The organism is Mycobacterium sp. NPDC003323 (assembly GCF_053589535.1).
In genome coordinates this window covers 36783-49734 of the sequence record NZ_JBSFSB010000011.1, presented here as the reverse complement: position 1 = coordinate 49734, position 12952 = coordinate 36783, and the positions used below count along the sequence as shown (strand labels likewise).

The window sequence follows — 12952 nt, the reverse complement described above, 5'->3', positions numbered from 1 at the left end:
GTGCTCAAAACGGTGGCGGGTCGCTGTCGGTGTAGCCGCCGGCTGTTCTGGGGCCCGGATATGCGCGTGAGGTCTGTGCGCGGGTGTGTTCGAGGGCGAGTTCGGTTGCGTTGCGGGTGCGTTCGGCGTTGATGCGGTATTCGCGGTCGTGTTTTCGGGTGCGTTGCCGTCGTGGCAGGACGGGTGTGGTGTCGTGGTCGTCGATGAGGCTGATGTGCCGGACCGGCGGTATGGGGATGTCGATGGTGTTGTGCGGGAACAGGACCGCGGCCAGGGGTGCGGCGGTGTAGCGGTGGCCGGTCGGGGAGATCCAGGTGGTGGTGGCGTCGGGGTTGGCTTTCGGGGTCCAGCCGGTGTTCAGGGTTTTGAGCAGGTGGTGTTCGCGGCATAGTGGGCGCAGGTTGGCGGGGTGGGTGGCTCCGGCGGGCCAGGGGACCACGTGGTCGAGGTCGCAGCGGTGGGCTGGTTTTCCGCAGCCGGGGAAGCTGCAGGTCATGACAGTCATGCGCACGTAGGCGGCGAGCTTGGCCGACGGGCGGTAGCGCGATTCGGAGCCGAGGTCGGCCGGGCTGCTCAGGGGTCGGACTGTGGCGCCGGTGGCGATGAGTTCGGCGAGTAGGTGGGCGGGGATGATGGTGCCGTCGACGGTGATGCCCGCCCTGGCCCCGGGGGGCGACGCCGGTGTTCTCGGAGCCGGTGGTGTCTTTGCGGCGGGTGCGGCCGGGGGTTGCGGCTCGGCTCCGGGTTCGGTGTCGGGGGTCGGTTCTTCACCGCTGCCGGGGTCTGCGCGAGGCGGGTCCTGGTCGGCGGGTGTGCCTGGTGGTGTCGGGCCGGGTTCTGGGGTGGGGTTGGCGCCGTGTCCGGTGTCGGGCAGTTCATTGGCCAGTACGTAAATGTTGACCGCAGATGCGCGCGGGTCTTTCCCGGAGCCTTCACAGTCGGGGTTCCCGCACAGGCAGGTGAGCCGGTCGGCGCCGGCGGCCAGGGCGGCGGCGGCATCGGCGCGGCGTTCGCGTGTGGTGCGCGGATCGTGGTCGCAGACAGTGTCGGCGAGTTGGTCGAGGCGGGTGTTGGTGATCGTGGCGTCGGTGGCCCGCATGCGTCCCCAGAACGACACGACACCGTCGGGGTCGTCGCTGTCACCGAATTCGATGTAGCGGTCCTTGGCCGCAGCCTTGGAACGGATGACCGCGACCGGGTCGTAGCGGTGGACCCAGTGGTCGACGGCCGTGACCAGCGCTGCTTCGGACAGTGTTCCGTAGCCGGTGGCGTCCTCGGCGATGCCGGCGTCGATATGTGCCATAGCTTCGGGGTCGGTGACCAGGTGGGTGCGCCAGGTGATCGCACCGATCACTTTGGCGGAGAGGGCGCCGGTGGCGAACAGGGCGGCGGTGCGGGGTAGTCGTTGGCGTAGGGCGACGCCGATGCGCATCTGGGTGTTGGTGGCGTGGGGTCCGAGGTTGCAGGCGGCGCTGATCTGGGCTTTGGCCTGTGCCCAGCCGTCGATCAGCTTCAGCGCCGAGTCCTCGTCCTCGTCCTCGCAGTGGCGGGCGGTGACCTCGGCGATCAACGCCAGCCGTTGTGCGGCGGCGGTGGCTTCGGAGCGGGTGGCGGCCGCGACGGCGGTGATGAGCGCTTCGTCACTCATCCCTGCCAGCGTGTCGCGATCGCATCCTTCGAACATGTGTTCTACGATACTCGGCCCCACTGACGCGGCAAGCTCTTCTTCGCTGCCTGTGGATAACTCGAAAGACGCAGATCAAGCCAAGCTATGGCGTCGCGAGGAGGGGGTATCGCGAACGGGGTGGACGCAGGTCGTTGCCCTCACGAGAAGTGCGCGCTATGACTCACGTCATACCCTCTTGGTACAAAAATCAAAATCTGTAACACTGTTCCTCATGACCGAACTGGCCGAGAACACGCCCGAGGCGCTCGACGACGCCCTGCCGCTGGGGCCCGACTCCCTGGTGTGGAAATACTTCGGTGACAACCGGATGTACCTCATCGGCCCGCGGCCGGCCGTGCTGCAGAACATGCTCGCCGAACTCGGGCAGGGCGTGCTCGACCATTCGACGTTCTTCTCCGACACCGCCGAACGCCTCAAACGCACCATCCCGCCCATCTTCAAGACCGTCTACGGCTCGGAGGAGAACAACGCCGGGACCCAGGTGCGCGACTTCCACCATCACGTCAAGGGCGATATGCCGGGGCCCGACGGACAACCGGCCGGCCGCTACCACGCGCTGGATCCCGACACCTACTTCTGGGCGCACGCCACGTTCGTCGAGCAGATCTACTACTTCGCCGACACCTTCGTGAAGCGCCTCACCGATGCCGAGCGTGAGCAGATCTGGCTGGAATCCAAGACCTGGTACCGCCGCTACGGCGTCAGTGACCGGCCCATGCCCGCGACCTACGCCGAGTTCGAGCAGTACTGGGACCGGATGATGAATGAGGTTGCGGTACCGCACAAGTCGGCCAAGTACGGCGTCGGCTACGTCACCAAGGGCTTCCCCTGCCCCAAGGCCGTCAATCCCACCGTTTGGAAGATCGTCGCCAAGGTCTTCGACCCGATCGCGGCCTTCCTGACCACCGGCGGCCTGCCGCCGCGGGCCCGCGACCTGCTGGGGCTGCCGTGGACCGAGCGGCAGGAGCGTAACTACCAGCGATTCGCCGCCTTCTGGCGATCACGGCCGGTCAACTGGGTGTGGGACCGGTTACCGATGTCGGTGCGCTACAGCAAGTTCGCCCAAGCCGGCTATGCCCGGGGCTGACGCTGGCGAGGCAATTCTCGACGCGGCACTCGTCGAGTTGGAGCGGCACGGCTTCCGCAAGGTCGCCCTCGACGACGTCGCCCGCCGGGCCGGGGTCAGCCGCACCACGATCTACCGCCGCTTCGCCAACCGCGACGAGTTGGTCGGCGCGGTCATCGAACGCGAGAACGTGGCGCTGTTCGCCGATATCGCCAGAGAGCTGAAAAGCGCCAAGCCGCAATCGAACTACTACGTCGAGGCGTTCACACTGTCGATCATGCGGTTCCGGCGCCACCGTGTGCTCAACCAGATGATCGTCGACGACCCGGCGCTGGCCCAGGAGCTGCTGCACCGCCACTACGGTGCGGCCGTCGAACGGATGGCCGCCGCACTGCGGGTCATCTTCCCCGATGGTTTCGCCGAACGGATCGGCTCACCCGCGGTCAACGACCTGGCCGACACCATCCTGCGCTACGCGGCGATGGTGCTGCTGCTGCCCAGCGTGCAGCCGCTGCAGACCGCCGACGAGGTGCGCGCCTTCGCCACCAGGCACTTCCTGCCGAGCCTGCCGGTGGCGCTGCACACTGTCCGCGCGTGAGTGTTTCGTAGATCACATATTCGGGCAGCCGTCAGCAATGGCGAAAGAAACTGACGACAAGGACGTGTTCGGCGACTACGACACACCGCGTCCCACCGCGGTGCTGCCGGGCAGCGACGGCACCGTGACCGGGACCGCGGTCAACGACTGGCTCGACGACGACGGAAAACCGATCTACGGGCAACAGAAAGACACCTAAAGTGTCGGTGTGACTCCACTGGAACGGACCGCACCGGCATTCGTCGAGATGGCACATTCCATCGTGTGGGCCTCGGTGGCCACCGCGGATGCCGACAGCAAGCCCCGCAGTCGCGTCCTGCACCCCATCTGGGAGTGGGACGGCACCGACCTGCTGGGCTGGGTGGCGACCGTGCCGTCCCGCGTCAAACACGAGCACCTGGCCGTCAATCCGTATGTCTCGGTGAACTATTGGGCACCCAATCACGACACCTGCAGCGCGGACTGCCTTGTCGAGTGGTACTTCGACGATGACACCCGCACCGCGGTATGGGACAAGTTCGTCGCCGCACCGGAGCCGCTCGGCTACGACCCGACCATCATCCCCGGCTGGGATTCGCCGACGTCGCCACAGTTCGCGGTGCTGCGGCTGGCCCCGTACCGGCTGCGGGTCCAGCCGGGAACCCTGATGACCAGGGCCGAGGGCGAAGTCCTCACCTGGAGCGCGTGAGCAGCAGCGCCGACGCCACCGGCAGCGCCCGCAGCACATGCCGCCACGGACCCTTGACCACGGCCAGCGCCTCGCTCAGCGGCACCACGCGGGGATCCTCGACCAGCAGGCTGCGTCCGTCGATGACGACCTTGCCCGAACCGGCGGCCCGCAGATTGCGCACCCAATCGGTATCGGTCCCATACGGCAGCAGGATGGCGACGCCGTCGGTGGTGGGAAACGCCGTCACCGGAGTGCGGTACTCCGTCCCGCTGCGCCGGCCCACATGGTCGACCGCCGACCACAACGGCAGATAACCGGCCAACGGTTCCACCACGGGATTGACGAACTTGCGGTTGAACTCGGCACGCCGGCGCGCAAGCAACATGTGGGCATCCTATGGCGAATTGTGCGGCGACGTCGGCGTATTCGGCTTTCCGAGCCCGGTCCCGGCGATGGCCGCTGCCGTGAGGGCCAACGCGGCGGCCAGACCCACCAGGCCGACGGTCAGCGTCGCACCGGCGGCGACAGCGCCGACCAGCAGCGGTCCACCGGCGTCACCGAGTTCGCGGCCGACTTCCGCGGAGCCCATGGTCTCGCCCAGTCGTTCCGGAGGCGTCGACGCGGCGAGGGCGCTGAATGCCAGCGGCGTGATGACGCCGGTGCCGACGCCGATCGACACGGCCGCGATCAACAGTGCGGGAAGCCCGGAGAACAACGCGGCCAGGGCGAAACCGGCAGCCGCCAGTACCAGCCCCACGCTGACACCGACCCGGTCGGGCAGCCGCTGTGCGTCGCGGGCACGTCCGGCCCACGGCTGGGTCAGCGCGGCCGCTGCCGCCAGCACCGATACCGCGGCGCCCGTCGTGAACGCGTCGAGTCCGGCGGCGGCCCCGTAGAGCGGCAGGAATCCCACGCCGACGGACATCGCCGCCGTCGCCGCGGCAAGCGCCAGGGTGGGGGTGAGGAAGTTCGGCCGGGTGAGCCGGCGCACCAGATCGACGACGGTGGAACGGGATCGGGGCAGCGCGGGCACGGCCGGCACGACGCACACCGCCCACACCGCGACGGCCACGGCCAGTCCCGCCATGGTGCCGAACAGCAGGGTGAAGCCGCCGACGCTGACCAGCGCACCGCCGATGACGGGACCGAGCGTGTAACCCAGGCCCTTCCACGCACCGTAACTGCCGAAAACCCGTCCGTGCCGCGCAGGCGGGGCCAGTCGGGCCACCATGGTGGAGGCCGCCGGCGAGAATGCCGCCGCCGCGGCACCCTGCGCGAACCGCGCCAGTCCCAGCAGTCCCGGATTACCGGCGACGACAAAGGCCGCCGACGCGGCGGCGAAGGCGATCAGCCCGCCCAGCAGCACCGGCCGTGGGCCGATGCGGTCGGCCAACGCTCCGAACACCGGCTTGAGGATGACCTCGGCACCGTCATAGACGGCCAGCAGCAGCCCGATGGTGAGCAGACTCGCCTGCTGCTCCTGGCTGTACACGCCGAGGCTCGCCGCGATCGAGTGCGCGCCGAACGCGGTGACGAAGCCGGCCGCGTACAGCGGTCGGTACTGGGCGCGCGGCACCGTCGAAAGTTAACAGCCGAAGGACCGCTGCGCCGCGAGCTGCCGACCGAATCGCGCTGTTCGCCTCGTCGGACCGGCACAAATCAGATCCGATATCCGGAGCGGCCGTCTCCTGATGCTGGACCGGGCGGCGTCACATGGCCAGTCGGCGGCGCTTTTGGAATTACTGCAGTTCACGGCTCTATACATGGCACTGCACCAGCCCGTCGACATTCACTCAAGCATTTGCCATCCGCGGCCCACTACACCCTGTAGTTGACGAGTTGCCTCCTGCTGGAACACTGGGAGCCATGAGCAGCACCGTGTCGTCCGTGTCGACGTCCGCTGCGTTGTTCGCCGATGCCTCCGCGGTGATCCCCGGCGGGGTGAACTCTCCGGTGCGCGCGTTCAACGCCGTCGGCGGTACGCCCCGCTTCATCACCAAGGCCGACGGCTACTGGCTGACCGACGCCGACGGCAACCGCTATGTCGATCTGGTGTGCTCGTGGGGGCCGATGATCCTGGGCCACGCGCACCCGGCGGTGGTCGAAGCGGTGCAGCGCACCGCCGCCGACGGGCTGTCCTTCGGCGCGCCGACGCCGGCCGAGACCGAACTGGCCCGCGAGATCATCGACCGCGTCGCGCCGGTCGAGCGCATCCGGTTCGTCAACTCGGGCACCGAGGCCACCATGAGCGCGATCCGGCTCGCCCGCGGGTTCACCGGACGGCCCAAGATCATCAAGTTCTCCGGCTGTTACCACGGCCATAGCGACGCACTGCTGGCCGACGCCGGGTCCGGGGTGGCCACCCTCGGTCTGCCGTCCTCGCCCGGGGTCACCGGCGCCGCGGCGGCCGACACCATCGTGCTGCCCTACAACGACGAGGCCGCCGTCGCCGAGACCTTCGCGGCCTTCGGCGAGGACATTGCGTGCGTGATCACCGAGGCCAGCCCCGGCAACATGGGCACGGTCGCGCCGCTGCCCGGATACTCCGCCGCGCTGCGCCGGATCACCGCCGAGCACGGCGCCCTGCTGATCTCCGATGAGGTGATGACGGGCTTCCGGGTCAGCCGTTCGGGGTGGTACGGGCGCGAACAGGTCGACGCGGACCTGTTCACCTTCGGCAAGGTGATGAGCGGCGGCCTGCCCGCAGCGGCATTCGGCGGGCGCGCCGAGGTCATGGAGCGCCTCGCCCCGCTCGGGCCGGTGTACCAGGCCGGCACGCTGTCGGGAAACCCGGTGGCGATGGCCGCCGGACTGGCGACACTGCGCGCCGCCGACGACGACGTCTACCGCACCCTGGACGCCCATGCCGACCGGCTGCACAGCCTGATCAGCGAGGCGCTCACCGAAGCCTCGCTGGCGCATACGGTGTCGCGGGCCGGCAACTTCCTCACCGTGTTCTTCGGTGCCGAACAGCCGACGAACTTCGCCACCGCCAAGGCCACCGAGACCTGGCGCTACCCGGCCTTCTTCCACGCCCTGCTGGATGCCGGCATCTACCCGCCGTGCAGCGCATTCGAGACCTGGTTCGTCTCGACCGCCCTGGACGACGCCGCCTTCACGCGCATCGCCGAGGCCCTGCCGCATGCCGCGCGGGCGGCGGCGCACGCCTCCGGGCCCACCCGGTGACACCCGTGCGGACCACCGTGCACGTGATGCGGCACGGCGAGGTGCACAACCCGGAGAAGGTGCTCTACGGCCGGCTGCCCGGCTACCACCTGTCCGAGCGCGGCCGGCTGCAGGCCCAGGCCGCCGCGGACTGGCTGGCCTCCCACGACATCAGCTATGTGGTGGCCTCTCCGCTGGAACGCGCGCAGCAGACCGCCGCGCCGATCGCCGCGGCGCACGGACTCGATATCGACACCGACGACGGCCTCGTCGAGTCCTGGAACACCTTCGAAGGCAAGCGGGTGTCACCGGGCGACGGCGCGCTGCGCGATCCGCGCAACTGGCCCCGGCTGCGCAACCCGCGCAAGCCTTCCTGGGGTGAGCCCTATGACGAGATCGCCCCTCGGATGATCGGCGCGCTGCACCGTGCACGCGTGAGAGCAGAGGGCCACGAGGCGGTGTGCGTCAGTCACCAGCTGCCGGTCGAGACGTTGCGCCGCGCGATGACCGGCCGCACGTTGGCGCACCTGCCGTTGCCGCACAGCCGGTTGTGCAATCTGTCGTCGATCACCTCGTTCACCTTCGACGATGACCGCCTGATCCGGTGGAGTTACACGGAGCCCTGGGGAATCTAGTGAAGTGGTTGGCCGCATGGGCGGTGCTGATGGTGGTGCTCACCGGGTGCTCCACCGGTGACGACGCCGTCGCGCAGGGCGGCACCTTCGAGTTCGTCGCGCCGGGCGGCAAGACCGACATCTTCTACGACCCGCCCGAAAGCCGCGGCACACCAGGCAAACTCACCGGACCGGACCTGATGGATCCGGACAGGACGCTGTCCCTGTCGGATTTCGCGGGCCGGGTCGTGGTGATCAACATCTGGGGCCAGTGGTGCGGGCCGTGCCGCTCGGAGATGCCGCACCTGCAGGAGGTGTACGACGCGACCCGGGCGCAGGGTGTGCAGTTCCTGGGGATCGACGTGCGTGACAACAACCGCACGGCCGCAGTCGATTTCATCACCGACCGCAACATCACCTTCCCGTCGATCTATGACCCGGCGATGCGCACCATGATCGCCTTCGGCGGCAAGTACCCGACCACCGTCATCCCGTCGACCCTGGTGCTGGACCGCCAACACCGGGTGGCCGCGGTGTTCCTGCGTGAACTGCTCGCCGATGATCTGCGCCCCGTCGTGGAACGGTTGGCCGCCGAGAAGTGACCGCGACATGACCGATCTGATCACCGGTGGCCCACTGCTGTTCGCCATCGGGCTGAGCCTGCTGGCCGGACTGGTGTCCTTCGCCTCGCCCTGCGTGGTGCCGCTGGTGCCGGGCTATCTGTCCTATCTGGCCGCCATCTCCGGGGGCCCGAGCCGGTGGCGGGTCGCCGGCGCCGCGGGTCTGTTCGTGGCCGGGTTCACCGTGGTGTTCCTGTTGGGCAGCGTCGCGGTGCTGGGCATGACGACGGCGTTGATCACCAACCAGGAACTGCTGCAGCGCATCGGCGGTGTGGTCACCATCGCCATGGGGCTGGTCTTCATCGGTTTTGTCCCGGCCCTGCAACGCGATACCCGGTTCGCCCCGCGCCAGCTGTCCACCCTGGGCGGCGCGCCGCTGCTCGGTGCGGTGTTCGCGTTGGGCTGGACGCCGTGCCTGGGGCCGACGCTGACCGCGGTGATCGCGGTGTCCTCGGCGACGGAGGGTTCGGCGGTGGCCCGCGGCATCGCCCTGGTGATCGCCTACTGCCTGGGTCTGGGATTGCCGTTCGTACTGCTGGCCTTCGGATCCGCCCGCGCCGTGCGGGGGCTGGGCTGGCTGCGCGAGCACACCCGCGGTATCCAGATCTTCGGCGGCGTGCTGATGATCGGCGTCGGGATCGCGCTGGTGACCGGACTGTGGGGTGACTTCGTGGCCTGGGTGCGCGACGCGTTCGTCAGTGATGTGAGGTTGCCGATATGACGCGGGCACTGCAGCGGGTATGGGCGCTGATCCGCAACACCTGGCGCACCCTCACCTCGATGGGCACCGCGCTGGTGCTGCTGTTCCTGCTGGCGCTGGCCGCCATCCCGGGCGCATTGCTGCCGCAGCGCAGCCTCAACGCCGGCAAGGTCGACGAGTATCTGGCCGACCACCCCACCCTGGGCCCGTGGCTGGACCGGGTGCAGGCCTTCGACGTCTTCTCCAGCTTCTGGTTCACCTCCATCTACGTGCTGCTGTTCGTCTCCCTGGTCGGCTGCCTGACCCCGCGGATGTTCGAGCACGTGCGCAGCCTGCGCGCCGTCCCGGTACCCGCACCGCGCAATCTGGGCCGGCTGCCCAAGCACCATGAGGCCGAGATCACCGGCGACGCAGAACAGCTGGTCACCGCCGTCGACGAACGGTTGAAGGGCTGGCGACGCACCACCCGCGCCACCGAGGGCGGTGTCACCGAGATCTCGGCAGAGAAGGGCTATCTGCGCGAGTTCGGCAATATCGTCTTCCACTTCTCGCTGCTGGGCCTGCTGGTCGCCATCGCCGCGGGCAAGCTGTTCGGCTACGAGGGCAACGTCATCGTCATCGCCAACGGCGGGCCCGGATTCTGCTCGGCATCGCCTGCCGCGTTCGACTCGTTCCGGGCGGGCAACACCGTCGACGGCACCTCGCTGTACCCGATCTGCGTGAAGGTCAACGACTTCGATGCCGACTATCTGCCCAGCGGTCAGGCCGTCAGCTTCGCCGCCAATATCGAATACCAGGCCGGCGAGGACCTGGAGAACAACGTCTGGAACGACTACCGGCTGGAGGTCAACCACCCGCTGCGCATCGGCGGGGACCGGATCTATCTGCAGGGCCACGGCTACGCCCCGACGTTCACCGTCACCTTCCCGGACGGGCAGACCCGGACCAACACCGTGCAGTTCCGGCCCGATGACCCGCTGACCCTGCTGTCCTCCGGCGTCGTGCGCATCGACCCGCCGGCCGGCACCTATCCCGACCCCGACGAGCGTCGCGAACAGCAGATCGCGATCCAGGGGCTGTTCGCGCCCACCGAATTCCTGCACGGCACGCTGCTGTCGTCCAGCTTCCCGGCGCTGAACAAGCCAGCGGTCGCCGTCGACATCTACCGCGGCGACGCCGGCCTGGACACCGGGCGCCCGCAGTCGATCTTCGACCTGGATCCGCGGCTGATCGGGCAGGGCCGGCTGAACAAGGAGGCCCGGGTCAACCTCACGGTCGGTCAGGAGGCCCGCCTCGACGACGGCACCACGGTGCGCTTCGACGGCGCGGTGCCCTTCATCAACCTGCAGGTGTCCCATGACCCGGCTCAGGTGTGGGTCCTGGTGTTCGCGCTGACCATGATGGGCGGGTTGCTGGTGTCGCTGGTCGTGCGGCGCCGACGCGTCTGGGTTCGGATCACCCCCGCTTCGGCAGGTACCGTGAGCGTCGAGCTGGGAGGACTGGCCCGCACCGACAACTCCGGGTGGGGCGACGAGTTCGAGAAGCTGACCGACCGGCTGCTCGCAGTAAAGGCAGTAAAGGAATGAACACGTGAACAGCACAGACATCGATCTCGGCCTGGCCCGGTATTCGGACTGGGCGTTCACCTCGTCGGTGGTGGTGCTGACGTTCGCGCTGCTACTGCTCGCCGTCGAGTTGGCCTACTCGCGCAGCCGCAAGGTCGAGGCGCGCGAGCTCGTCGGTGCCGGTGTGGGCCGCGCCAGCGACACCCCGGGCATCGTCGTCGACGACAGGTCCCGATCGGCCGATGAGCGGATCGGCCGCGCCGGTGTCGGCCTGGCCTATGTCGGCATCGTCCTGCTGGCCGCCTGCATCGTGCTGCGCGGGCTGTCCACCGCGCGCGTGCCGTGGGGCAACATGTACGAATTCATCAACCTGACCTGTTTCTCGGGTCTGGTCGCCGCCGCCGTGGTGCTGCGCAAGCCGCAGTACCGGGTGCTGTGGGTTTTCGTGCTGGCGCCCACGCTGATCCTGCTGACCGTCTCCGGCAAGTGGCTCTACACCCATGCCGCCCCGGTGATGCCGGCCCTGCAGTCCTACTGGCTGCCGATCCACGTCTCGGTGGTGAGCCTGGGGTCGGGGGTGTTCCTGATCGCCGGTGTCGCCAGCCTGCTGTTCCTGCTCAAGATGTCGCCGCTGGCCGAGAAGGACAACGGCCTGGGCCGGGTCATCGAGAAGCTGCCCGACGGACAGGTGCTCGACCGGATCGCCTACCGCACCACCATCTTCGCCTTCCCGGTATTCGGGTTCGGCGTCATCTTCGGCGCCATCTGGGCCGAGGAGGCCTGGGGCCGCTACTGGGGCTGGGATCCCAAGGAGACGGTCTCCTTCATCGCGTGGGTGGTCTACGCCGCCTATCTGCACGCCCGTTCGACCGCGGGCTGGCGCGACAAGAAGGCGGCCTGGATCAACGTCGTCGGCTTCATCGCGATGGTGTTCAACCTGTTCTTCATCAACCTGGTGACCGTCGGACTGCACTCCTACGCCGGGGTGGGCTGACCGGTGCCGGGCACGGGGGAGAGCTTCCGGGAGCAGCAACGCTTTGTGGACCCGGCGCAGGAGGTGCCGCCGGAATGGACGGCGCCGACGCCCCCGCGCGGGATCCCGGCTCAGCCGACACCGGATCTACCCCCGCAGACCAGCCCGGTCCCGCTGCCTGCGCCCTACCTCGACCTGTCGACCGTCGCCCTGCTCGGCCGGCCCAAGCAGGCACCCACCAGCGGCTGGCGGCGCTGGCTGTACCTGGGTTCGTTCACGCTCATCAACCTGGGCGAAGGCCCCAAGGTCAACAATCAGCTCTCCCTGCTGGAGGAGGCCTCCCGGCCGCTGCGCGGCTGCTACCGGATCGCGGTGCTGTCGCTGAAGGGCGGCGTCGGCAAGACGACGGTCACCGCGACGCTGGGAGCCACCTTCGCCGCCACCCGCGGCGACCGCGTCATCGCGGTGGACGCCAATCCCGACCGCGGCACGCTGAGCCAGAAGGTGCCCCTGGAGACCCCGGCGACGGTTCGCCACCTGCTGCGCGATGCCGAGGGCATCGCCAGCTACAGCGATGTCCGCCGCTACACCTCGCAGGGGCCGAGCCGGCTGGAAGTGCTGGCCTCGGAATCGGATCCGGCCGTCTCGGAGGCGTTCAGCTCGGAGGACTACGCCCGCACCGTCGAACTGTTGGAGCGGTACTACAGCCTGGTGCTCACCGATTGCGGAACCGGCATGCTGCATTCGGCAATGGCCGCGGTGTTGTCCAAGGCCGATGTCCTGATCGTCGTCAGTTCCGGCTCGGTGGACGGGGCACGCTCGGCCTCGGCGACGCTGGACTGGCTGGACGCGCACGGCCATCAGGATCTGGTGCGCAATGCCGTGGCGGTCGTGAACGCGGTGCGGCCGCGCTCGGGCAAAGTCGATCTGGAGAAGGTCGTCGACCACTTCTCCCGGCGCTGCCGGGCGGTGCTGCAGGTGCCGTTCGACCCGCATCTGGAAGAGGGCGCCGAGATCAGCCTGGACCGGCTGAAACCGCCGACCCGTGATGCGCTGCTGCGACTGGCGGCTGTGGTGGCCGCGGGGTTCCCGGCCTCGGCTTAACTGCGGGGGTTGTCGCCGTCGCGAAGGCGGCGCAGGAAATCGGGATCGTCATCGGGGCCGATCACCCGCGGCCGCGGACGGTTGGCCGAAGCGCGCAGCATCCGGAATGTCATGTAGGCGAGCCCGGCCACCATCAGGGCCAGGAGTAAGTACTGCAACGAAAACCTCCTTACTCCGAATATACGCGTCC

Annotated in this window: 15 protein-coding genes; 11 read left to right on the top strand and 4 right to left on the bottom strand. The window is 68.6% G+C overall.

Annotated elements, in window-relative coordinates; genetic code table 11:
* Positions 1–4: 4 nt before the first annotated feature.
* Positions 5–1684: a DUF222 domain-containing protein gene (locus tag ACWDUN_RS21870; protein WP_449932099.1), complete on the bottom strand. Its 1680-nt coding sequence runs from the start codon at positions 1682–1684 to the stop codon at positions 5–7.
* 214 nt (positions 1685–1898) lie between these two features.
* Between ACWDUN_RS21870 and ACWDUN_RS21865 the strand changes: the two genes are divergently transcribed.
* The 4 genes from ACWDUN_RS21865 to ACWDUN_RS21850 are packed head-to-tail and all read left to right on the top strand — an operon-like array spanning position 1899 to position 4039.
* The gene (locus ACWDUN_RS21865) at positions 1899–2774 is read left to right on the top strand and encodes an oxygenase MpaB family protein (protein WP_449932098.1); all 876 of its coding nucleotides are present in this window, start codon (positions 1899–1901) and stop codon (positions 2772–2774) included.
* Positions 2761–3351 carry a TetR/AcrR family transcriptional regulator gene (locus tag ACWDUN_RS21860; RefSeq protein ID WP_449932097.1) on the top strand — a complete coding sequence of 197 codons (591 nt, stop codon included), beginning with the start codon at positions 2761–2763 and terminating at the stop codon, positions 3349–3351. The genes ACWDUN_RS21865 and ACWDUN_RS21860 overlap by 14 nt, the downstream gene beginning before the upstream one ends.
* Positions 3352–3388: 37 nt before the next feature.
* Positions 3389–3550: a hypothetical protein gene (locus tag ACWDUN_RS21855; protein WP_449932096.1), complete on the top strand. Its 162-nt coding sequence runs from the start codon at positions 3389–3391 to the stop codon at positions 3548–3550.
* Between the two features lie 9 nt (positions 3551–3559).
* The gene (locus tag ACWDUN_RS21850) at positions 3560–4039 is read left to right on the top strand and encodes a pyridoxamine 5'-phosphate oxidase family protein (protein ID WP_449932095.1); all 480 of its coding nucleotides are present in this window, start codon (positions 3560–3562) and stop codon (positions 4037–4039) included.
* On the opposite strand, the gene ACWDUN_RS21845 is transcribed toward ACWDUN_RS21850, so the two are convergent.
* Together ACWDUN_RS21845 and ACWDUN_RS21840 are read right to left on the bottom strand one after the other, a co-directional pair.
* A complete protein-coding gene (locus ACWDUN_RS21845) occupies positions 4023–4406 on the bottom strand; it encodes a nitroreductase family deazaflavin-dependent oxidoreductase (RefSeq protein ID WP_449932094.1) in 384 nt (127 codons plus the stop codon). The two genes, ACWDUN_RS21850 and ACWDUN_RS21845, sit on opposite strands and share 17 nt — an antisense overlap.
* A 9-nt stretch (positions 4407–4415) precedes the next feature.
* Positions 4416–5597, bottom strand: a complete 1182-nt coding sequence (locus tag ACWDUN_RS21840) for an MFS transporter (protein ID WP_449932093.1) — start codon at positions 5595–5597, stop codon at positions 4416–4418.
* Positions 5598–5887: 290 nt separating this feature from the next.
* Here ACWDUN_RS21840 and hemL point away from each other — a divergent pair, with 290 nt between their 5' ends.
* From hemL to ACWDUN_RS21805, 7 genes are read left to right on the top strand one after another with little or no spacing between them, the layout of a single operon-like run.
* The gene (gene hemL, locus ACWDUN_RS21835; RefSeq protein ID WP_449932092.1) at positions 5888–7207 is read left to right on the top strand and encodes a glutamate-1-semialdehyde 2,1-aminomutase; all 1320 of its coding nucleotides are present in this window, start codon (positions 5888–5890) and stop codon (positions 7205–7207) included.
* Positions 7208–7233: 26 nt separating this feature from the next.
* Complete coding sequence (locus ACWDUN_RS21830) at positions 7234–7821, top strand: histidine phosphatase family protein (protein WP_449932219.1); 588 nt, start codon at positions 7234–7236, stop codon at positions 7819–7821.
* A gap of 29 nt (positions 7822–7850) precedes the next feature.
* Positions 7851–8402 carry a TlpA disulfide reductase family protein gene (locus tag ACWDUN_RS21825; protein WP_449932218.1) on the top strand — a complete coding sequence of 184 codons (552 nt, stop codon included), beginning with the start codon at positions 7851–7853 and terminating at the stop codon, positions 8400–8402.
* Between the two features lie 7 nt (positions 8403–8409).
* The gene (locus ACWDUN_RS21820) at positions 8410–9141 is read left to right on the top strand and encodes a cytochrome c biogenesis CcdA family protein (protein ID WP_449932091.1); all 732 of its coding nucleotides are present in this window, start codon (positions 8410–8412) and stop codon (positions 9139–9141) included.
* Positions 9138–10706 (top strand): cytochrome c biogenesis protein ResB, encoded by a 1569-nt coding sequence (gene resB / locus ACWDUN_RS21815; RefSeq protein ID WP_449932090.1) that lies wholly within the window; start codon positions 9138–9140, stop codon positions 10704–10706. Before ACWDUN_RS21820 ends, resB begins: the two co-directional genes overlap by 4 nt.
* A gap of 4 nt (positions 10707–10710) precedes the next feature.
* Positions 10711–11679 (top strand): c-type cytochrome biogenesis protein CcsB, encoded by a 969-nt coding sequence (ccsB, locus tag ACWDUN_RS21810; RefSeq protein ID WP_449932089.1) that lies wholly within the window; start codon positions 10711–10713, stop codon positions 11677–11679.
* Between the two features lie 3 nt (positions 11680–11682).
* Complete coding sequence (locus ACWDUN_RS21805; protein ID WP_449932088.1) at positions 11683–12762, top strand: nucleotide-binding protein; 1080 nt, start codon at positions 11683–11685, stop codon at positions 12760–12762.
* On the opposite strand, the gene ACWDUN_RS21800 is transcribed toward ACWDUN_RS21805, so the two are convergent.
* Positions 12759–12920, bottom strand: coding sequence for a hypothetical protein (locus tag ACWDUN_RS21800; RefSeq protein ID WP_449932087.1), 162 nt, complete (start codon positions 12918–12920; stop codon positions 12759–12761). The two genes, ACWDUN_RS21805 and ACWDUN_RS21800, sit on opposite strands and share 4 nt — an antisense overlap.
* Positions 12921–12952 lie beyond the last annotated feature (32 nt).